Source organism: Thiocapsa marina 5811, from assembly GCF_000223985.1.
In the GTDB taxonomy this organism is placed as follows: domain Bacteria; phylum Pseudomonadota; class Gammaproteobacteria; order Chromatiales; family Chromatiaceae; genus Thiocapsa; species Thiocapsa marina.
This window is the reverse complement of the sequence record NZ_AFWV01000020.1, coordinates 38557-59130: the sequence shown is the minus strand read 5'-3', so window position 1 is coordinate 59130 and position 20574 is coordinate 38557. Positions and strand designations below refer to the sequence as shown.

22 protein-coding genes and 1 riboswitch are annotated in these 20574 nt (G+C 68.8%); of the genes, 7 read left to right on the top strand and 15 right to left on the bottom strand.

The annotated features are described in order from the left end of the window. Positions 1-151: 151 nt before the first annotated feature. Positions 152-245: riboswitch (cyclic di-GMP riboswitch) on the bottom strand. A gap of 514 nt (positions 246-759) precedes the next feature. From THIMADRAFT_RS22110 to THIMADRAFT_RS22045, 15 genes are all read right to left on the bottom strand, one after another. Next, positions 760-1575, bottom strand: a complete 816-nt coding sequence (locus THIMADRAFT_RS22110) for a phosphodiester glycosidase family protein (protein ID WP_007195355.1) — start codon at positions 1573-1575, stop codon at positions 760-762. A gap of 58 nt (positions 1576-1633) precedes the next feature. Continuing rightward, positions 1634-2158: a GNAT family N-acetyltransferase gene (locus THIMADRAFT_RS22105; RefSeq protein ID WP_007195354.1), complete on the bottom strand. Its 525-nt coding sequence runs from the start codon at positions 2156-2158 to the stop codon at positions 1634-1636. Then, positions 2155-2424, bottom strand: a complete 270-nt coding sequence (locus THIMADRAFT_RS22100; RefSeq protein WP_007195353.1) for a type II toxin -antitoxin system TacA 1-like antitoxin — start codon at positions 2422-2424, stop codon at positions 2155-2157. The genes THIMADRAFT_RS22105 and THIMADRAFT_RS22100 overlap by 4 nt, the downstream gene beginning before the upstream one ends. Before the next feature lie 69 nt (positions 2425-2493). Continuing rightward, the gene (gene traN, locus THIMADRAFT_RS22095; RefSeq protein WP_007195352.1) at positions 2494-5253 is read right to left on the bottom strand and encodes a conjugal transfer protein TraN; all 2760 of its coding nucleotides are present in this window, start codon (positions 5251-5253) and stop codon (positions 2494-2496) included. Continuing rightward, positions 5240-6271, bottom strand: a complete 1032-nt coding sequence (locus tag THIMADRAFT_RS22090) for a TraU family protein (RefSeq protein WP_007195351.1) — start codon at positions 6269-6271, stop codon at positions 5240-5242. Before THIMADRAFT_RS22090 ends, traN begins: the two co-directional genes overlap by 14 nt. Next, entirely contained in the window at positions 6268-7464 is a 1197-nt protein-coding gene (locus THIMADRAFT_RS22085) for a TrbC family F-type conjugative pilus assembly protein (protein WP_007195350.1), read from the bottom strand. The genes THIMADRAFT_RS22090 and THIMADRAFT_RS22085 overlap by 4 nt, the downstream gene beginning before the upstream one ends. Next, positions 7451-7981 carry a signal peptidase I gene (gene lepB / locus THIMADRAFT_RS22080; protein WP_007195349.1) on the bottom strand — a complete coding sequence of 177 codons (531 nt, stop codon included), beginning with the start codon at positions 7979-7981 and terminating at the stop codon, positions 7451-7453. The genes THIMADRAFT_RS22085 and lepB overlap by 14 nt, the downstream gene beginning before the upstream one ends. After that, entirely contained in the window at positions 7978-8352 is a 375-nt protein-coding gene (locus THIMADRAFT_RS22075) for a hypothetical protein (RefSeq protein WP_007195348.1), read from the bottom strand. The genes lepB and THIMADRAFT_RS22075 overlap by 4 nt, the downstream gene beginning before the upstream one ends. Further along, entirely contained in the window at positions 8342-10756 is a 2415-nt protein-coding gene (gene traC / locus THIMADRAFT_RS22070; protein ID WP_007195347.1) for a type IV secretion system protein TraC, read from the bottom strand. Before traC ends, THIMADRAFT_RS22075 begins: the two co-directional genes overlap by 11 nt. Next, a complete protein-coding gene (locus tag THIMADRAFT_RS27575; RefSeq protein WP_007195346.1) occupies positions 10753-10914 on the bottom strand; it encodes an RRXRR domain-containing protein in 162 nt (53 codons plus the stop codon). Before THIMADRAFT_RS27575 ends, traC begins: the two co-directional genes overlap by 4 nt. Beyond that, the gene (locus THIMADRAFT_RS22065) at positions 10911-11828 is read right to left on the bottom strand and encodes a hypothetical protein (RefSeq protein ID WP_007195345.1); all 918 of its coding nucleotides are present in this window, start codon (positions 11826-11828) and stop codon (positions 10911-10913) included. The genes THIMADRAFT_RS27575 and THIMADRAFT_RS22065 overlap by 4 nt, the downstream gene beginning before the upstream one ends. An 85-nt stretch (positions 11829-11913) precedes the next feature. Continuing rightward, positions 11914-12246 (bottom strand): TraA family conjugative transfer protein, encoded by a 333-nt coding sequence (gene traA, locus THIMADRAFT_RS22060; RefSeq protein ID WP_007195344.1) that lies wholly within the window; start codon positions 12244-12246, stop codon positions 11914-11916. Positions 12247-12334: 88 nt separating this feature from the next. Further along, positions 12335-12745, bottom strand: a complete 411-nt coding sequence (locus tag THIMADRAFT_RS22055; protein ID WP_007195343.1) for a TraV family lipoprotein — start codon at positions 12743-12745, stop codon at positions 12335-12337. Positions 12746-12754: 9 nt separating this feature from the next. Next, on the bottom strand, positions 12755-13000 hold the full coding sequence (locus THIMADRAFT_RS22050) for a hypothetical protein (RefSeq protein ID WP_007195342.1): 246 nt from the start codon (positions 12998-13000) through the stop codon (positions 12755-12757). Continuing rightward, the gene (locus THIMADRAFT_RS22045) at positions 12997-13764 is read right to left on the bottom strand and encodes a DsbC family protein (protein ID WP_007195341.1); all 768 of its coding nucleotides are present in this window, start codon (positions 13762-13764) and stop codon (positions 12997-12999) included. The genes THIMADRAFT_RS22050 and THIMADRAFT_RS22045 overlap by 4 nt, the downstream gene beginning before the upstream one ends. 1137 nt (positions 13765-14901) lie before the next feature. Here THIMADRAFT_RS22045 and THIMADRAFT_RS28315 point away from each other — a divergent pair. The 7 genes from THIMADRAFT_RS28315 to THIMADRAFT_RS22020 all read left to right on the top strand — a co-directional run bounded on the left by THIMADRAFT_RS28315 (position 14902) and on the right by THIMADRAFT_RS22020 (position 20413). Further along, a complete protein-coding gene (locus THIMADRAFT_RS28315; protein ID WP_267878416.1) occupies positions 14902-15036 on the top strand; it encodes a hypothetical protein in 135 nt (44 codons plus the stop codon). Next, positions 15021-15197: a hypothetical protein gene (locus THIMADRAFT_RS27215; protein WP_158308410.1), complete on the top strand. Its 177-nt coding sequence runs from the start codon at positions 15021-15023 to the stop codon at positions 15195-15197. Before THIMADRAFT_RS28315 ends, THIMADRAFT_RS27215 begins: the two co-directional genes overlap by 16 nt. Positions 15198-15465: 268 nt before the next feature. Further along, positions 15466-16422, top strand: a complete 957-nt coding sequence (locus tag THIMADRAFT_RS22040; protein ID WP_007195339.1) for a PEGA domain-containing protein — start codon at positions 15466-15468, stop codon at positions 16420-16422. Next, the gene (locus THIMADRAFT_RS28675; protein ID WP_083829362.1) at positions 16419-16763 is read left to right on the top strand and encodes a DUF805 domain-containing protein; all 345 of its coding nucleotides are present in this window, start codon (positions 16419-16421) and stop codon (positions 16761-16763) included. The genes THIMADRAFT_RS22040 and THIMADRAFT_RS28675 overlap by 4 nt, the downstream gene beginning before the upstream one ends. Positions 16764-16796: 33 nt before the next feature. Then, positions 16797-19112: an SUMF1/EgtB/PvdO family nonheme iron enzyme gene (locus tag THIMADRAFT_RS25085; protein ID WP_139052960.1), complete on the top strand. Its 2316-nt coding sequence runs from the start codon at positions 16797-16799 to the stop codon at positions 19110-19112. Positions 19113-19265: 153 nt separating this feature from the next. Beyond that, positions 19266-19634, top strand: a complete 369-nt coding sequence (avd, locus tag THIMADRAFT_RS22025) for a diversity-generating retroelement protein Avd (protein ID WP_007195337.1) — start codon at positions 19266-19268, stop codon at positions 19632-19634. Then, positions 19631-20413, top strand: coding sequence for an RNA-directed DNA polymerase (locus tag THIMADRAFT_RS22020; protein ID WP_007195336.1), 783 nt, complete (start codon positions 19631-19633; stop codon positions 20411-20413). Before avd ends, THIMADRAFT_RS22020 begins: the two co-directional genes overlap by 4 nt. The last annotated feature ends 161 nt before the right edge of the window (positions 20414-20574 follow it).

Sequence of the window (20574 nt, the reverse complement as noted above, 5' to 3'; positions counted from 1 at the left end):
ACCCGCCCACGCGAAGGGGCTGAGCGTGCGCGCGCGGGCCGTAGGCTAAGTCCTGCGGCGGTTACTCCCGCGGCCGAAGATTTCATCTCGTCTTCCTTGCCCCCAGAAAATCAAAAGCCGGACGCCGCGCGTGACCGTTTCGCTGGTCACCCTCGGCAGTCCGGCTGTCCTTGATCCCAGAATCCGGGATCTTAGGATCCGCGACTTTCCGCCCCTACCTCTCGGTAGGTTTGGCCTTTCGCTTATCTGGCAGGAAGACTTGCACAATGTTAATGGCAAATCAACGAAGCGCTTTTGTCTGGCTTTCGGCGACGAAAGACGTGCTCTTGGCGAGTGTGCACTCCGAGAGGAAGCGCACGACTGCGATTCTCCTTCCACGACGCGGAGTTTGGGGCGATCGGTGCGCCACTGTACTCGGCCACCCAATGTCCGCTCTATTGAACATTGCTCTCTATGGCAGTAGAAGGTGCGATGTCTCTTACTGGCCGACAACGACCTTTCGGGGCCGCAAGACTGAGCCGCCGCGATTGACCGCTAATGGGGCGGAGGGGACACGAATACCGGCGACTCGACCGGCAGCAGACCGCGTCCACCGAGTCGAGTAGACTCGTGGCAACCGTCGGCTTACCGCCGGGCACCGGTGATGGCATCGCCGGTTCCTGCCCTCTGGCGGCTCAGCGTGCCGATACCGATGTCGCTTTCCGGAATCCGCCTTCACAGTGGGTGCTGACCGAGCGGTTTCGGCTCCCTCGGCACGGTTCAACGCGGGCAGATTCCGAGCAGGTTCCTCACGCGTTTCCAGGGTTGCAGGGTCACGGGAGCCCGGTCGGCGCCGCGCTCGAAGAAGAATCCGCTCGAGGATCCGCCGTCGAGGTTGATGGCGCGATCCACCCTCCAAGGCGTCAGGACGTCCGGTAAAGCGAGCATTTCCCCGAGCTCGGCGAGGGAGAGACTGCTCGTGGTCGCTCCGATGACCCAATGTCCGCGCCAATCCGTGGCGACGAAGGTGCGGCGCCGTGGATCGGCGGTGGACAGGCCCCGCACCGGACGTGCGTTTTCCACGAGATAGGGCCCGGTCTGCAACAAGGCGGTGATGTGCGGGTGATCTTGGAACCGGCCACGCCGGACGAGGCGGATGCCGCGCTCGTCGCTGTAGATCACGCCGCTCAGGAGTTTTGCGGTCTCGAAGCGATTGATCCGTCGTCCTTTGGAAATCACGAGCCCGGACGGCTGCCGATCCGGATGGAAGAAGCCGCCGTTGACCCCGGCCACGCAGCCCGCGCTGCGGAAGGCGGACTCCAGTGTCGGGTATGCCGGCTCGGGGCCGGCCCCTAGATCGATGACCTCCAAGCGGAACGCTCGCGAGGTGAAGAAGGCGAGGTGTGCGCTGACTTGTTTGCCGTCGGACGGGCGCGCCGCGGTGCGCTTGGCGTAGGCGAGGTCCGCGCCGATGTCCTGCCGCTGCGACTCCCCGGCAGGCGTCCAGTCCGCGGCGAGCGCGTTCGAAGCCGGCAGCAGAAGGGCCAGGAGGAGAATGCGCGGCCACGCTGGACGGGCGTTGAACGACCTGCGCATGCGACCGGCTCGCTCTCGTCGGATCGGCGTCTTCATCGACCCGGCTGCCGGAATCCTTTCACTGGTCCTGCATCATGGCGTCGAGCTGCTTCCAACTCAGATAGAGGCGTTGCCGGTATCCCGGCAGCTCGCGGAAGTCCCAGCGCCGATAGAACGCCTTGGCCGGCGCGTCGATGCAGTCGAGGATGACCGCCACGACCGGAAAGATTCGGCTCGCCAGGTGACAATCCAAGAGCGCCTTCGCGAGCAGGCGGTGCCCGAGACCCAAACCTCGGTGACCCACGTCCACGCCGAGCCAGGCCAACACCGCCACCGGTAGATCCCGGCGGGGCAGGTGTCGGATGAGCTCCGGCGGCAGGTCGGAGAAGTCGACCTGAGCGGTTGCGAGCGTATAGAACCCGGCGATGTCGCCCGGTGCTGCGATCAGCGCCTTCGTTGCAGACAGACGCTTGTCCTGATTCTGCAGCGCCTTGGTGGCGAGCCAGTCGTCGACCTGTGCTTGGCCGCAGCGGAACGCCGAGCGCGGGTGGCTCTTGCGAAGGGGCTCGAGACGGTAGCCGTCCGGGAAACGGACGGCGTTCATTCGCCCCGCATCAAGGCACCGAGTGCGTGCTGCGCCTCGGTGAGCCGAGCCGGCTCGTCGAGCGCTTGCCAGAAGGCGAGCTGCTCGTCGGCGGTCAGGGCGATGACGCGCTGCCGGGCGGCGCTCAGCTCGCGTTGCGCCTGAGCGACGACGACCATACGCACGTAATCGCTGATACTGACGTGGCGCAGCTTCGCCGCCCGCGCAACGCTGTCCTTGCTGACGGCGTCGAGACGGACCATGAGACTGGTCGACGGGCTGTTCATCGGCATCCTCGGATCGATCATGGTGCCGGAAAACGTATAGCGCTCTGCAATACATGTCAAGAGTCCCGCCTACTCGGCCGGCAGAGCCGGAAGCGTCTCGCGCCACAGCTCGGACTCGGCCTCCTTGCGGACCTCCTCGCTGTCGAGTCCTTCGCTGCGTTGCGTGGTGCGCGTCGCAGCGTCCGCCCGGCCCTCGCTGCGGACGGTCAGCGCGCTGCCCGCGCCGGTCAGGTCCTCGACGGTGAGGGTCCCCGGGGTCGGGAAGTGCCCGGTCTCGTAGAGGATCGCCAGCCACTCGTCGAGATTCACCCGGGTCCAGTCGACCCGCGCGAAATCCCGGATGTCGATCCCCGAGCACTCCGGTGATTGCGCCTCGCCCCAGTCGCGCCCGAGCTGCGGGCGGATCTGCTGGTTGAGGATCCGCGCGAGCGGGGTGTTGAAGCAGCAATAGCTCTCGCGCTTCTCCACGCACCAGGTCAGCACCTCCTTCCTGCAGTAGGAGCCGACGCGATGGCAGGCGCGCAGCTCCCGCTTCGCACCCAGCTCGAACTCGCTCTGCTCGCAGGTCCAGATGATGCGGATCAGGATCATCACGACCGTGTAGATCATGTAGGCATACATCGCCCAGGCCATCGCCGTGCCGAGCCAGGCCGTGCCGCCGCCGAGCTGCAGCACCGAGCCTTCCGCCACCACGCCCCCGGTGACCGCGACCCCGCCGCTCGTGGTCGAGAAGAGCGCATTGACCGCGGCATCGCCGAAGAGCTGCGCGGCCCATTCCGCGGTCTGCTTCAGAAGCGCTTGTTTGACTGCATTCAGGCCGACCTCGGCCGCGGCGTCGCTGGCGGCCGCCGCGGTCTTGCCGGTGAAGCTGTTGGCGACGCTGACGAAGGACTCCTTCACCGCGCTCCAGGTCGCGGTGACCGGCTGGCGCAGCGTCTCCCAGGAGCCGCGGATCATCGCCCCTTTGTCGAGTCCCATGATCGCGGCATCGATCTTCCCGAGTGCGAAGATCAGGCTGACGTAGTCCGCCAGCGACACGCCTTGGGGTCGCGTGCAGCAGTTGACGATCCCCCCGACCGCGCGTTTGCACTGATGGGCGCTGCCCGAGAACACCCGACAGCTGCCGCCCGGCGTGCACTGCATGTCCGAGACCGCCATCTGCACGGTCTGCAACGCCCCGACCGCCTTGGCGAAGTCCGCGGATTGCTCCTCGGGAAACTCCGCGCAATCCGTGCCGAGGCAGCGCACCGGACCGGCACAGTCCAGCGTGCGGTTGCGGTTCAAAAACGGGATGGTGCGGGAGGTGCCGCAGTCCCAGGTCTCCTCGAACAGAAAACAGATGCCGCGGTTGTCGACGGCCCCCTCCACACACTCGGACTTGATGAAGCCGCAGGCGGGATCTTCCTCCAAGGCGATGCAGTCGGAGGGTTGATCGCCGTCGTTGTAGGGACACTGCACCTGTCCCTGCGGATCGGTCCAGCACGGCATCGGCCCTTGGTTGAACCCCGAGCAGCTCGCGGTCACCTTGATCTCGGTACAGAAGGGGTTTTGACCGGCCACGGGCGGGGCGGCCATGGCGTCCGGGCAGATCCGCACGTCGGCGTTCTCGTAGCAGCCGTCCGCGGCGAGCGAAGGCGAACCCAGACACTCGACCGTGCCGCTGCAGAAGTCGCTGCCGAGGGTCTCGAGCAGGTCGTAGCAGCCGTCGTTCGGACCCCAGACACTGCGCAGCGGCCGGGAGCTGTAACGGATCTCCACCTCGAGCCGGATCCCGCCGGTCCAGGCAGCGTCGTAGACCTGCGGTATGCACCAGGCGCAGCCCGGCTCGGGCAGGGTGCCGTCGCCGAAGGTCCAGACATGGGCGTGGCGCAGGGCGAAATCGCCCCCATTGCGCAGCGCCTGCGTCATCGGCTGCGCCGAATAACCGAACGCGGTGCTCTGCACACGGTTCACGCCCGGAAAGGTCGCCGCGTACCATCCCTGATAGTGCTCGAAGAAGAACCCTTCGTCGGGCTCGGCCGGCGCCGGGCGCTCCTCGAAGGCAAGGGTCACCCGAATGTCCGTCACCCGCGACGGATCGCTGACGCCGAAGCCGCCGTTCAACGGCGTCTGCAGGGCCAGCACCGCGGATCCATGCCAGGCCCCGGCGCGCTCGAGCACGACCCGCTTGCAGCCGGGTCCGCAGTCTTCGAGTGCAGCACTGCCCGTCACGGTGACGAGGCTGTCCGGCGCAGGCAGTTCGTAATCGTGATACCAGGAGCAGGAGCCGCCTTGCGGGGTCAACCGATCGCAGGTGCGCAGGTCCGGGACGTGGACCTCGCGGGTCCCGTTGTCGAAGGTCGTCTCGGTCTCACAGTGCCCGAAGGTCTCGGCGATCGCCTCGAAGTTGTCGAGCACGTCGTCGGTCTGCGCCCAGAGCGGGTCGATGCGCATATCGGCACGGGAGCGCTCGACCGAGCCGCGCAGGGTGCGGTAGGCCTCGCCGGTCGCCGAGCCCTCGGTGATCAGCGCACCTTGGGCCTGTTGGCCTTGGATCAGGGTGCCGTGGTGATTGCCGTAGAGTCCGGAGAAGCGCGCCGGGTCGCCGCCGGCGGCGCCGGGGAAGAGCGCGTCGAGACGCAGGTCCCCACCGGGCAGCGTCAGTGTCTCGCCGGAGAGTGCCGGGACCGTCAGCGCGCCGGCCGCCTCGCGACCTGTTTCCTTGCCGGCGTCGATGGCGTCGGCGAAGTCGTCGCCCCACACCAACGCCCACGGGGTCCAGACCAGGGCGATGCAGAGGAGGCCGGTCAGGACCCGGACGGGGAGGGGATACCGCTCAGAAGGTTGCACAGCAGTCGTTCCAGCGCCACAGCAGATAGAGATGGTCCTCCCCGACCGCGGGGATGTTGCGCCACTCCCCCCAGGTGAACGGGCTTTCGCCGATCACGTGGGCGCGCTGCGTCTCGGGCAGAGGGTAGAACATCGAGAGCTTGTACTGGCTCTTCGGGAGGAAGGGCGCCATCGGGGAGCCGCACAGCGCGTCGTTGCCCATCGTGCGGCGGCTGAGTCCGCGCCGATGCAGGGCCGCGAGCGACCGGGCCGAGGCCAGACTGGTTTCGCGCGCGCGCGAGCCGACGGTGGGACCGCGCCCGGTGAAGGGATAAAGGTTGCCCCAGGTCCCGGCACACCAGAAGAGCGCATCGATCGGGGTGCCCGCGGTCGCCGCGGCGGCATCGGCCAGGCAGGCGGCCAGGGCGACCGGATTGGCGAGCCAGGCGGCCTCCGGGTTGGTGAAGAAGGCCAGCTCGTCGTGGTTCCAGGTCGGATCCAGCTCGGAGAGATAGAGCAGGTCCAGATCGACATAGCCGTCCGGGTTGCAGCGGTCGTCCCAGAACAGATCCAGCAGGATCAGCAGCGGGAAGGCGTACCAGTGAAAGTTGTAGAAGGACGTATCGCTCGCGTCGTATTCGGCTTGCCCCGCGGTTCCGAGCAGACGGCGACTGCCGAGCGGCAGGCGGATCCCGCCCAAGGCCGGCGCGCAGCGCGGCGCATGGACCAGCTCGATCAGGCGCGCGGGCTCCCACATCCCGACGGTGAAGCCCGGATGCGGCACGCCGAGGCCATCGTTGCAGGCGCAGAAGGGGGCGGAGGCCGCACCCGCCGGTGCGGTTCCGCCGAACAGGGGCATGCCGGCGATGCGGATCGGAAACAGACAGGCCCAGCAGACATCGGTGATCAGTTTGCCCGAGAACAGCTCGGCGTCCGGGCAGGCGGGGTCGGCGGCATCGGCTGCGCCGAAGGGGGCCGCCAGAAGGGCCGCGAGGAGCAGGGCAGGGCCGGCGAGGCGTCGCAGGGTGGGTGTCTTCATCGGGGTTCCTCCGGCGGATGCTCGCGCACCAGGAAGACACGATCCGCGGACTCGACGCTTGCCGGCACGCGCTCCAGGGCGAAGCGTTCGCGCACGTCCGCGGTGAGCAGATAGACTGGCTCGTCGAGCGCATCCTCGAGCGCGTGAAAGCCCTCCCAGCCGGCCTCGCGATCCAAACGGGTCGCCAGATAGACCGGGCGCAGCGCCCCGGCGCTCTCGCCAAGACGACGGGCCGTGCGGATCTGGCCCGGCTCGGTCGGATCGAACACCACCAGACGCAGCCCGAACGCCAGGCGATCGAGCGGATTGAGCCGCTCGCCGGAGCGCACCAGCAGGGTTCCGTCCGGCAGGGCGATGTCGGCCTTCGCCTCGATGATGGGATCGATCACCCGCGTGCGGGGCTCCCGCGCGGCCGGCAGATGTTCGAAGACCGCGCTTCTCCAGTAGCGCGCGAGGGCCTGCTCGCGCAGTGCCGCGAGATCCAATGCGGCGACCCGGCGCGCGATCTCCTCGAGCATGTCCGGCTCGGAGATCGTCTCGACCGGTCCGCGTACCCCCAGATCCCCGGTCCGGCCGGCCGCCACCTGCGCCTGCAGCCAAGCGGGATCCGACAGGCCGGCGACCCGCGCGATCTCCCCGTCGGGTCCGGAGAGGATCATCAGCGGGACGGCCGCGGCGCCGGCCTCGCGAAAGGGTGTCGGGTCGAGCGCGACCGCGGGCATCGGATCGAGCCCCTCAAGCTCCGCGTGGATCCCGCGCATGAAGTCCATCAGCGGTTCGCCTTCGGCCACGCCGCGAAAGACCACCCGTACCTCGGGTCGGGCCGCGCTGGCGAAGATGTCGCGCAGCGCGGCCGCGCCCAGCGCGCGCGAGACCAGGAGCGTGATGGTCTGCGTCGGCGTTGCGGTCGCGGTCGCTTGCGCGTCGGGGAGGGCGGGCATCTGCGCGGTGGCCAGCCGGTGCATCCGTTCGCGCTCGGCCGCGCCGAGCGCCTCGCCCGCACCTGCGGAGGCGTCGGGCGGATTCCGGAGCCAGTCCGGGAGCGCCGTGCCGGAGACCGCCTCTTGGATTGCTCCGACCTGATCGCGCAGCGCACGCAGGTCGGCGCGCTCGCTTGACTGGGCGGATGCCGTCGGGGCGGATAGGAGCGCGAGGACGAGCAGGGCACGGAACCGACGCTCAGAGCAATGCATAGGCCCGCCCGATGATCTGATGACGGGGCAGCGGACCCCAATAACGCGAGTCGAAGCTGTCGCGGGTGGCGCCCATGATCCACACCGCATCGGCGGGGACCACGACCTCGCGGACGAACTGCGCCGCGGGCGTGCCGAGGGTGCCGGCCAGATCCAGTCCTTCGCCGACCGTTCGCCCTTCCACCCGAGTGGTCTGTTCAGTGACCGAGACCGTCTCTCCGGGCAGGCCGACGACCCGCTTGATGACCTGCATTTGCATCGGAAAGAAAGGCGCCATGCGCTCGCCGGCGAGGAAGGCGAAGAGGCCGTCGCGCTCGACTGTCCGGTCGTGCCGATCCACCAGAAAGACGGTATAGGGCGGCAGGCACTTGTCGACCTGATCGTCGATCGCGATGCGATAGCGCGTCCCGAGATACAGCATCAACCCCAGGACGAGGAGCAGCGCCGGCAGGCCGCGCCGGACGGTGCGCGCCAGGCGGGCCTCGGGGGAAGCGGCGATGTCCGCGCGTGCACTCATGGCTGCTTCCCCGACAACACATAGGCGTCCTGCGGTGCCGCGAGCACGGCCTGGGCGTCCAACACCAGAACGCCCCCGTCGGCGAGACGCGCCGCGGTTGAACGGAGGTTCGCAATCGCCTCGCCGACGTCCTCCGGCGCGACGCCCTCCAGGGCGCCGGCGACATCGACGATCAGCACCGGCGGGCGGGTGGCGATGGCGTCGCGCAGCGGTCGGGCCGCGAACTCGGTGCCGAGGTAACCGCCGGCAAGGGCCGAGAGGGGGATCGCCGCGAGCAGCAGGAATCCGCCCGCACCGAACCCCATCACCGGCCTGTCTCGGAGAACGATCGCGCTCGGGCGGGTCGCGTCGAGATTGGTCTCAGGCGGCATCGGACGCCTCCGCCTCTGCCCCCGCCAGCAGCCGGTTGATCGCCTGCTCGACGCTCATCCCGCGCTCGCGCAGGCGCCGGATTGCCGCGACGTCCGCGGGCTTGGTGGAGTAGAGCAGCTGACGAAAGGGGTCGACCATCAGCCGGCCGATCCCCGCGCCGCTGTCGGCGAGGGTCATGATCTCGGAGTAGGCACCGGGAACGGTGTGCACGGTCTTGAGCATCTCCGCGCCCGCGGCGGTCATCGGCAGACGGTGATCGGCCTTGAGCCGATCGATCGCGTGACCGGGCTGGGCGAGCAGCAGGGTGTGGGCGCTGTTGTCGGCAATCGCCCGCCCGGTGGGGTTGGCGTAGAGGTCGGCGAGGGACTGGGTGACGGTGATCGCGGCCCCGTTGTACTTGCGAAAGCGCCGGTAGCCGTGCTCGATGAAGGTCGCGACATCGCCCTGGGTGAGCAGATCCCAGGCCTCGTCGATCAGCACCAGCTTTTGGCGAGAACGCTCGCCCAGATACATCGCCTGCTGGATCTGGAAGATCAGCTGCAGCAGGATGACCTGCTGGAGGTGTTTGCGGCCTTTGAGCTCTTCGAGCTCCAGAACCACCAGGTCCGCGCTGAAGTCCATGGTGTTGCGCCCGTGGAACCAGCGTCCGTATTCCCCGCGCGAGGTGAAGGGGTAGAGCTGCACGCCGACGTCCTGCAGGCGCTCGTCCGCGCAGGCGAGCATGGCCGCGGCGATCAGATCGACATTCATTGCCGTGCCGTGGGTGTCCCACAGCTCGCGCAGGGCGCGCTTGAGACCGGCGGTACGGTAGTCGCCGAGCGGCTCGGTCGGGGCGGCCATCGCCGTGACCATGGCGGCGATCACGTCGGCGTCTTCTTCCCACGTCTGCAGCAGCTCGAAGGGATTCAGCACGATGTCCGAGTCGGCGGTGAAGGCGACGAACTGCCCGCCGAGGGACTCGCAGAGGTTGGCGTAGCTGCGCCCGACGTCGATCACCCAGCAGCGCCCCCCGACACTCAGGTTGGTCGAGAGCAGCTCGTTGGCGAGGAACGACTTGCCCGAGCCCGAGGAGGCGGCGATGACGGCGTTGTAGTTGGTCGCCGAATCGAAGAGGCTCAGATCCACGAGCTGACCGGTGCGCCCGATCAGGTTCAGCACCGGGGTGCCGGTGCCCTTCCAGTCGCCGAAGACCGGCATCAGCGCGACGGCATGGGCGGCGGAGAGGGTGCGGTAGCGAAAGCTGGTGCGGATCGCCCCGCGATCGACGCCGAACGGCAGGCAGTTGAGAAAGAGCGGCAGCACGAAGAAGCGGTCGGTCAAGACCTGAAAGCCGAGCTCGCGCCAGTAGGTGCGCAGATTCGAGGCCGCGCCCGCGGCCTCTTCCGGGGCGGTGAAGAGCACGATCCCCAGGTAGGCCTGCAGCGGGCGGTCGCCGTGATCCAGCCGGGCGAACAAGGCATCGAAATCGCGCTTGTTGTGGGCCAGACGCGGCATGTAGTGGGAAAGATTGCCGCTCACCTGATGGGCCGCCCACTGCGCACGCGAGGTGAGATTCACCCGCGTCGCCTCGGGGTCCGGGAAATGCAGGTTCAGGGTGATCAGCGCATTGTGGCGCACCCCGCGCGAGCCCGAGAAGGGATCCCCGAGGAAGCGCGCGGCGAGCCCGAAGCCGGCCCGGTCGGGAAAGCGTTTGACCGAGAAGGTCTGGATGCGTTGCTCCCCGAGCGTGATCCCCTTGGCGTCGACATCGATGCCGACGTCGTAGTCCAGATACTGATCGCGGACCGGGCGCCGGGCATCGCACTCGGGCGTGATGCGGTCGCGCCACCCCGCCTGCGGTCCCCAATTGAGCAGGGTCGTCATGATCCGCACGTGACGGTCGGCGGTGAGGCTCGCCGGGCGCATCCCGGCGGTGACCAGCACCTGCAGGGCGGTCGCCTGCAACTCGCGGGCATCGCGCAACTCGTGCGCGCTCGGCTGCGGGGCGGCGAGCGGCAGCTTGGCCGTGACCAACACCTGCAGCTCGCGCAGCCGCAGATCCCCGGCCGGGGAGAGCGGGGCGGTGCTGCCGGCGCGCAGATAGGCGGCGGTGCGGCGCGTGGATTCGCGCAACAGCGCGGTGGCGGTCTCGATGCGCAGCCCTTCCATGCGCGCGACGGTCTCCTCGATATCGGGCGAGGTCCAGAGCGCGACCTGCAGCAGGGTCTCGGGTGGCCAGTCGAGATTGCCGAGCACCAGCAGCCGGTCGGCGTTGGACTGATCGGCGGCGGACAGAGGCTCGCACAGATAGCCGAAGGCGAGCGACTGGTCGTCGAGCAGAAACAGATGGCTGTCCGGGTCGTAGGCCAGGGTCGGGAAGAGCGCGTTGGCGCGCGAGCCGGTGAACCGGCGCGGTGTCGTCATGAGGGCTTCTCGGTCAGGCGGATGATCGGGGGTGATGTCGAGATCCAGGTCGCGCGACCGCGGCGGACCAACTCCCGGGCGCGGCGGCGGGCGCAGTCGCTCAGGGGTTTGCCGGAGGGCGAGCGCACCTGGACCGGGGCGGTGCGGGAGCGGCTCATGGTCGTAGCCCCTGCGCACGGTCGAACAGGCGGGTCTCCGCGAGGCGGAGCATCGGGGTGGGATCGCTCGGGTCGGCAGGCAGGGCGCCGAGCGACACCAGGGTCGGGCCGTCGACGGCGGCGATTTCGCGCGTGACGATCAGCACATCGTCGATGGCCGACGGATGAAGCCGGAAGACGGCGGCGTGTGCGTCGAGCCCATCCTCGTCGGCCGAGGCCGGCGCGAAGACCGGTTGCGGGTGGTGTCGGATGTGCGCCGCGCTCCAGGCGAGCGGGTCGACCGCTTGGGCGGTGAACAGCGCGCGTCCGTCGGGGAGCAGGATGGCCAGGCCATGTGCGGTCGTGGCGACGGCGAGGCGTCCGGCACCGTCGCGTGCGTGCGCGGCCCGCGCTTCGCCGGTCGGTTCAATGCAGTATTCCGCTTCGCTGCAGAGCGCCGTCGGCCCGGATCCCGCGGAGGATCCGAGGTCGGCCTCCCGGCTCGGGGCACAGCGGGTGACGACGAGCGTTCGGGACCGGGACGGAGCGCCGTCGGCGTGGTGGCGTGCCATCCGGTAGGCGACCACGAAGAGACCGTCCGCGCCGTCCGCGGCGAGGGCGATCGCGCGATCGAGCACCGCGATGTCCGGATCCGTCGGATAGAGCAGATCGGCGGTGCCCGCGAGCCAAGCGTCGCGATGGGCGAGCGCGCCGTCGATGACCTGTCGCGCGCTCGCGCAGCCCGCCGAAGCGCGCGCGGGGATGCGCCGGCAGACGTGGACCTCGCCCGAACGCGGATAGACGACGAGATCGCCGACGCCGGGCAACGCGGCCATCAGGGATTCGGGAAGCCGCGGGAGGTCGTCGGCGTGCGCGACCGCGACCGCCAAGACGAGGGCCACGCCGGCGACGGCGCGCCTGTCGAATTCGACCATGAAGACCTCGCGTGAAAGGGGGTCCCGTGGTCGGGACCCGGCAATGGACCCGATGGTCGGGGTCCGGGCGATCGGAACGCTCCGATCAGAGGACGGGCAGGGTGGCGGTGACGACGCCGTCGACGATCGCCGGGGCGAGGAACATGCCCACGCCGGCGGCGATGCCCAGGACGAAACCCATGATCGACTGGCGTGCGGCACCGGCGATGACGCCGATGATGATGAAGATCACGGCCACCACGCGGCCCAGAAAGCCGGTCATCCAGCCGGTGAGCAGGGTGTAGAGGGCCGAGAACTCGGTCCCGGTGGTGCCGGCCGTGGCGCTCGCGGAGAGCGCCAGGGCGAGCAGGGTCGCGGCGAGGCCCGCGAACAGCAGGGTCCGGCGGTCGCGACCGGACAACGGGGGCGGGGACAACATGACAAGCTTCTCCTGAAGGTTGAGGACCGCACGCCGCGCGCGCGGGTTCGAGTGGGCCGATCGTCCGGTCTGCACCGGACCACGGTGTTCAGGCGCCGCGCTTGTCCGCCCGCGGCAGGTGCATCGGTGCGTGCGCCGGATCCGGCGGAACCGCATCCGGGGGCATGGCCGGCGGTGCTGCGTCGCGTGGTGCGGGCGAGCGCGGCTGCACCTGCAGCGGCCGCAGCACGGTCAAACGCCCGTGTGCAGCGCCGTCGTACTGCCAGTGCTCGCGCAGGACCTCGATGTACACCGTGGAGGGCGGGTACAGATCGCCGGTCGCATCCTCCCAAGGGGCGATCCAGGCCTGCATCGACGCGGCGGCGGCGCGTGTGGGTCGATACTCGGCGGGGCGTTGGTCTTGGGCCGCCAAGGCATCCGGAGCAGGCGCTCGGGTGGCGCAGCCGCTCAGGACGGCGAGCGCCGAGAGCACGAGCGGCAACGTGAGGCGTGAGGTCATGGCGGTCTCCTAATCCCGCAGGCGTGTGGTCCAGGCCCAACCGGACCCGCCGGCAAACCCGCTTTCGGTTTCGGCCGGCAGGGCGCGTGCGACGGACGCGGGCGGTGGCCCGGCCCCGTCGCTGAGGCTGTAGACGGCACTCGGCGGCAGACAGAGCGGTTTGCCCGGATAGCCGGGACAGGCGTACCCGGGGTTGCCCGAAGCGCAACCCCCGAGCAGGGCCGCGCACAGCAGCAGGGGTGTGGCGTGGATCATTCGGCGCGCTCCTCGACGCCGCCGAGCCAGGCCGCGAGGTCGTCGGGGCGACCTTGACGCAGGCGTCCGTCCGGCGCGATCAGGAAGGGCGTGCCGCGAATCCCGAGGATTTGAGCCGCGATCAGCGTGCGTTGCGCAACCGCCTCGCCGCATCCCGCCGCGGGTTCCGGGAGATCCGCCGTCAGCCCGCCGAGCAGCGCCTCGCGCGCCTGCTCGGGATCACTCCCGGACAGACACGCCAGCGCGAGCACGGCGCGCTGCGAGGGCTCACCCAGCACCGGAATCGGGACTAGCCGGAAGCGATAGGTCGCGCGCAGCGGCGCCAGATCGTCATACAGTGCGGTGCAATGGGGGCAGAAGGGATCGACGAAGACGACCACTTCGGGGCCTTCGCCGACGTCGATTGCCCCCAGATCGGCCACGTCGAGCTTCAGTCGCGCCAGATCGATCCGCCCGGCGAGGCGTTGGGTCTGATCGAATGCGGTGAGCTTGGCCCCGTGCCAGAGATCCACGGCACTGCCGCGCAGCACGTAGCGCCCGTTCTCCGAGAAGAACAGCAGCTCCCCGTCGGTGGTCTCCACCGCCTGCAGAGCGCCGGACGGCAGCTGCGCCATGCGCGCGATCGACGCGCTCGGCAACGGCTCGGCCATACCGGGGGTCGCCAGCGACGCCGCCGCCAATCCGAGGGCGGCCAGCGAGGCGGCGAGGTGTCGGGCCAGACGCCCCGGCGTCTCGTCGAAGGATGAATCGAGGTTCTGTCGCATGCCGCTGGCCTGTCCGTGAAGGTGCGGACAGAGTGCCGGCCGACGGACGTGACGGCGATGGCGCTAATCGCTCGAAAACGCGGCTTTACTTGCAGGTCTGTCGGAAGCTGCGCGGACGGCGCATCGGGGAGGTCGTCAAGGTGCCGACGGCCTTTTTGTTCACAATCCCTGTGATCGGTCGTGTGGATAACCTGTGCTCGAGCGGGTTAAGCGCCGGACAGGGCTGGGCGGAATGCCGGCCGGTCGAAGAATGCCCGGGTCCGGACGGTCCCGGCGAGACCCTGCGCGATCGAGCGCGGTGGATCCGGGGAGGGTGGCGTGTGCGTTGTGCGAGTGGCGGGTGCCGACCGGCCGAGTCGAGCCCTTGTCCGCGTGCCGAAGCGTCTGCAGGCGCTGGATGACGGTGACGTCCCGACACCTGCGGTGCGCTCCGGTGTCGGACCGGGAGGCGACGCGCTCCTGGACCCGGCCGGGTGCGATGTCTTCTCGGCGGCCCGAGTCGAGACCCCTCGCCGGGTTCCCGGTCGGCCGGAATCGGGTGCGCCGGTTCGGGTCTGCGTTTCGAGGTGTCATTCGACAAGCGGGGTTTCGCGCGCGACGACGTCGATTCACTGACGGTTCAATGACGGTTCATATGACGGTTCGGGGGGCATGACGCCCCTACTTCCGGGGGCGTGACGCCCCTGGTCCGGGGGCATGATGCCCCTCGTCGTGAGGTATGACGCCCCTACCTCCGGGGGCATGACGCCTCTACCTCCGGGGACGTGACGCCCCTGGTTTGGGGATCCGGCACCGGTGCAAATGGAAGGGCGCCTGGCATACGTGGCCTTCCCCTGCGCCAAAGACATCCCGCCCGACGAGCGCTTCGATGCGGCATGGAAGGGGCACGAGTGGCGAGGCCCCGGAATCCCGCGCACGCCGGCCAGCCGTTTCGTCGTCGAAGCGCGACCCCGGACCGCGGTCCCGCTCGGGGGGCTCCTTGTCGAAACGGCTCTCCGGAACCGATCCGGATGCCAAGCTCCCCGATGCACCCGCCGACGCGAGCGGCTTACTGAATCGGTATCTGGGGGCGGTCGGCATCCCCGAACGCTATGCCTATGCCGCGCCGAAAGCGCAACCCACGGTGTCGAAAGGGGAATGGCTGGGGAGGGCTCGCTGCGTTGGGCTGTCAACGATCGGATCTGCCATCGGGTGATCGGCGAGGGGCGCATCGTCCGCGTGCGCGACAAGAACGTCCTCGACATCGACTTCGCCGGTTGGTCTCGGACCTGACCACGCTGATAATCGCCTCGCGCTGCGACGTCGAGATGTTCGAAGCGTTGAACGACGTGCTGGTACCGTTGTTGTCCTGCGAAGGAGCGATGGCGTTTCACTGGGTGGTGGCTGACGGCGCGGTGCCGGCGGGGGCGAGCGGTCCGACGCGCGCGCTTTAAGGGCTGCGCCGGCCGTTTGTTGTTGACCAGGGACAACCGGCGCTGCTGATCGGCAAATATGAGGTGACCGCGTTGCAGCATGCCGCCACGCAAGTGGCGGGAGGGCCTTGTCGACGCTCGATATCGACCTCGCCGCACCGATGCTGCACGGCTCCCGATGTGCATCGGCGTCGGCCGGCGTCGTCGTAGTCGATGGTGAGGCGGACGCGCTCGCCGATCGTCACGGCGCCGGGACGGTCTTGGTCGTCGTAGCGGTAGGCGATCGAGAGTGTTGATCGGAAAGTACGAGGTCAGCGTGTTGCAGCAGTCCGCCATGCAGGCCGCGGCGGCCGGGCCTTGTCCGTCGGTCGATGCGGCCGGACGACAGGTGCAGGGCCGGGTGGCGTGGCAGGATGCGGCTCGGGCGGCGGCACACTGGAGTAACTGGCTGGAGCGTCACGCCGAGGCCGAGCATCTCAGTGCCGGCCGGCGCAACGAGGTGCCGCCCTATGGTCCCGAAGGGGTGATCCGCGCGCCCGACAACGGGTACCGGTTGGTGCTCGATCGCGCCCCCGGCGCGGTCGCTCCGGTGGCGCTGGCGAGCGGCCTGACGGCCCCCGGTGCAGCGCGGACCCTCGCCGGTCACCTGCAGATCAACGTCGATGTCGCCTCGGCGCTCAGCCTGGACGGCCGAGGGGTCGGCACTGCCGCGCCGGGGGCGCCGTTGGTGCTGACCAATCTGGCCGTGGGCGAGTACCGCCTCGAACTCCTGTCCGAAGGCTATACGCGGGTCCAAGAGAGCCACCGGGTGGACGCCGATCGCTGGACGCAGGTGACGGTGGCGATGCAGCCGCGCATGACGGGGCCTGAACCTCAACCTGAACCTGAACATCAACCCCCAACCGAGCAGTTCCCGGGCTCGGCCCCGGCGTCGGGAGCCGACGCTCGAACCGGGGGAGCGGTGTCCTTGATGGAGCTTTTAGGATCTGTTGTCGGAGTGGCTCTGATGATCTGGTTGGCCCTGATGATCTGGGGCTTCCGCTTGATGTACGTCGGACAGCGGGCGCAGTCGTTTTCGAATCCGACCAGGGCCCGGGCATCCGATTCGCCGGGATCCGAAGATTCGATGTGGTCGACGAACCGGCAGTACGCCCGACAGGAGGCACCAAGGCTGCGATCCTCGACCAAGCCTTGTGTGCCGAAGGTTGACCTGACGCTCGTCCTAAGCCGGTATATCGATGCGTGACGACAGTACGTGAGCTTCAAGGGGCGCGCCGATCGCACGGAGTAGTGGTCTTTCATCTTGATCAATCTGTCGCTGCTGGTCTTTCTTTCGGGTCCCGAGGGGGACTTGGATCAGCGCTTTTTCTGCTCGCGATCTTGCTCCCTTCTCTTTCCGTGACCGTGCGGCGCATGCACGACAGCAGTCATCGCGGTTGGTGGTTGCTCGTTGCCTTGATCCCCGAGATGGGAGCCGTCCTTCTCTTGTTGGCGCTCGCTTACTTCACGCTTCGCCCCGGCACCCCGGGTCCGAACCCTTTCGGAGCCGTGCCTTGCCGATCGACCGGCGTATCGGGTGCGGATTAAGATGGCGTGCACAGCCGCGACGGTGAACAGTGGATGACCATTGAAGGTGAAGGCCATGCAACGAGCGTGCGACAGGGAACCCGAGCGATGCACCCGACACGCCACCTGATGGCGCATCCCTTCCTCTCGGTCGCCTTGGCGGCGGTGTTGCCGATCCTCCTCGGTGTCCCCGTGCTCGGCACGCCGGCGGAGCCCGCGGCGCTGGCGATCAGCTGGGATCGGGATCTGTTCAATCCCAAGCCTGCCTATGACGACGTGCTGGTGCCCTTGCCCTGCGGCGGGGCGATGGCGATGCGGTGGGTGGCGGCGTCCGGTGTGGTGCCGGCGGAGGTGCGCGGGGCGAGCCGCGCGCTCTACGCTCTGGAGGGTCCCTTCACCCGTCGCGATCCCGTCACCGGGAGGGAAGACCGCGCGCTGCTGATCGGCAAATACGAGGTCAGCCAGATCCAATACGCCGCGCTGCGGCATCGTGCGGGCGACGCCTGTCCTTCGCTCGACGCCGGCGGGCGGCAGGTGCAGGGCGGGGTGGGCTGGACGGACACGATGGCGGCGGCCGCGCATTGGAGCGGCTGGCTCGGCGCGCAGGCCGACGGGCTGACCGATTGCGCCGGGGCCCCGCTGCTGTGTCTGCCGCGGGTCCCCGGTCGGCGGGTGGTGGCGCGTCTGCCGACGGAGGCGGAGTGGGAGTACGCCGCGCGCGGCGGGCGGGCGGTGAGCCTCGCGCAGTTCGACGCGCCCCTGTCTTCGATGCCCGGGGGCCTGTCCGCGCACGCCTGGTATTCGATCAACGCCGAGGGTCGGCCGCGCCCGATCGGCTTTCGGGCGGCCAACCCGCTCGGGTTGCATGACCTCTACGGCAACGTCGAAGAGCTGCAGCTCGGGTTATACCGCAACACCCGCTATCCCGGTCAGCTCGGGGATGCGGTGATTCGCGGCGGGAGCGTGCACAGTGCGGCGGCGGATCTGAGTGCCGGGCGGCGCAACGAGGCCCCCTTGTATGGTCCGAGCGGGGTCGTCCGCGGCCCCGACAACGGGTTTCGGCTGGTGCTCGATCTCGCCCCGGCCGCCCCGGGTGGGGTGCTGCCGGCGCTGGCCGCGCTGGCGCCGCCACGCGCGGAGCGCACCCCGCGCGGTCATCTGCAGATCAACGTCGACGTCCCCGCGCGGATCCGCCTGGACGGGACGCCGGTCGGCGAGGCCGCCCCCGGCGCCCCGCTGGCGCTGCGCGGACTCACCGCCGGGGCGCACCGCGTCGAGCTCGTCGCCGAGGGCTATCAAGAGGTGCGCGAGCAGCCCGTCGTCGCCGCCGATCAATGGACCCAGGTGGTGGTCGCGCTGCCGGTGCGCGCCACACCCTTGGCCTGGGCCGAGGCCCTGTTGGCGCGGCTCGCCGAGTCCGGTCCAACCGGCGGGTGGTTGCCCGCGGTGGCGGTGGTGCTGCTGCTCGGCGGGCTGACGGTGCTGCGACGGCGGTGGCACGCGCGCGCGGCGTCCACCCCCCGGTCGACACCGACCGCGGGCGCCGCGGCGCCCGTTCCGAGTGCGGTCCCGAGCGCGGTCGCTCCCCGCGACTCCGGCGCGGTGCGGGCGGTCGCGCAACTGAGGCTACTCAAGCCGACCTATCCCTTCGAGCCCGTGATGATCGCCCTGCCGGGCGGTGAGTTCTGGATGGGCTCGCCGGAGGACGAGCCGGGGCGCAAGTCCAATGAAGGTCCGCGCCATCGGGTGTCGATCCGCCCCTTTGCCATCGGCAAGACGGCGGTGACCTTCAAGCAATATGACGCCTTTTGCGAGGCGACCGGACGCGGGACACCGATCGGAGGCTGGGGTCGTGGCGAGCGTCCGGTGACCGGCGTGAGTTGGCATGAAGTGACGGCCTATGCGCACTGGCTGTCGACCCGGACGGGCAAGGCCTATCGGTTGCCGAGCGAAGCGGAATGGGAGTATGCGGCGCGCGCGGGCACGCAGACCCCGTTCTGGACCGGGCGTTGCGTCCACACGGATCAGGCCAACTACTGTGGTAAGTCCGATTACAACGGCTGCGGTGCGAAGACGGGTGTTTTCAGGTGGAAGACCGTCCCGGTGGGCAGCTTACCCGCCAATCCGTGGGGTCTCCATGAGGTGCACGGCAACGTCGATGAGTGGGTGCAGGACTGCTGGCATGGGAATTATGTTGGCGCCCCGGCGGACGGTTCCGCATGGCAGGAAAACTGCGTTCACGCTGGCCGGGTGTTGCGCGGTGGTTCCTGGAGCAACGATCCGAGGTACCTGCGTGTGTCGAACCGTCACTGGGCCAACCCCGGCCTCCGTGGCGACAGCTCCGGCGTGCGTCTTGCCCAGGACCTTTGACCTTTTTCCGTTGAGGCTTTCACCCTTTATCTCTTTTTTCTTTTGTGTTTTTTCCCGTCCGAATCGCCGGGGCATCGGGCTGGGCCCGCCGACGCCCGCACCGCATCGGGGATCCGGACCGAGCGCCACATCACATTAGGAGTGAGCACGAGGATGTCTGAGTGTCCGCGACCCGGGGCGCCGACGACGGCCGGTGTTGTCGAGTCCTGCCACGCCCTCTTGACCTGGATCATCCCGCGTCTGGATGACTTTCCGCGCGCCAGACGCTTCTCCTTGGGGGCGCAACTGGAGCAAGGCGTGCTGGAGCTGCTCCGCGTGCTGGTGCAGGCCGCCTATACGCGTGACAAGGACCCGTTGCTGCGCCGCGCCAATCGGGATCTGGAGGTCCTCCGCCTCTGGCGTGCCGCCCATGAGTTGCGTGTGATCGGGATGCGCCAGTACGAGCATGGCGCGCGGCTGATGGACGACGTGGGCCGCCAGATCGGCGGCTGGCTGCGCAGCCGGCAGGCGAGCGCGTCATGAAGCGGCTGGGTGGGGTCTGGCCGCGCCTGGTGTCGTTTGAGAATCTGCACGCGGCCGTCGACCGCTATCAGGGGTGGGCGCGGCGCTATGCGTACGTCCTCAAGCTCGATATCAGTCGCTACTTTCCGAGCATCGATCATCGTCTGTTGAAAGAGGCCCTGCGCCGTCACCTCAAGGATGCGCGCACGCTGTCGCTGCTCGACGCCATGATCGACGGCAGCCCGCCTGCCGCCGAGCCGCCGGCCTATTTTGCCGACGACGATCTCTTGACGCCGCTGGAACGCCCACGCGGTATTCCGATCGGGAATCTCACCAGTCAGTTCTTCGCGAACCTCTATCTGGACCGCTTTGACCACGGGTTGTTGGACACCCGGAAAGTCCCGGCCTATATGCGCTATGTCGATGATCTGTATCTCTTGGGCGATGACCTGGCGGCGCTTTGGGAGCTTCGCGACGCCTGTGCCGCCGACCTGGCCGGCGAGCGGTTACGCCTGCACCCGCGCAAGGTGCGTGTGCACCGCACCAGCGAGGCGGTGGATGTGCTCGGCTACCGCGTCTCGCGCACGCGGCGCTGGCTGCGCAACGACAACGGCTATCGGTTCCGACGGCGGTTCCGACGTCTGCTCGGTCTGTATCGCGCCGGTCGGCTTGGCTGGGCAGATCTGATGCCGGGGATCCAAAGCTGGATCGGACATGCCCGTCACGCCGAGACAGCCGGTTTGCGCGAGTCGATCTTCGGACCGGTTGCCTTTGACCGTGATGGCTGGTACATCCGATGACGGGGATAGGCCGAAGCGCTCGCCGGGTGTTGCGCGGCGGTTCCTGGAACAACAAACCGAGGAACCTGCGTGTGTCGAACCGCAACAGGAACAACCCCGACAACCGCAACGACAACAGCGGCGTGCGTCTTGCCCAGTCCGCCCGCGCGGCGCCCATCGGC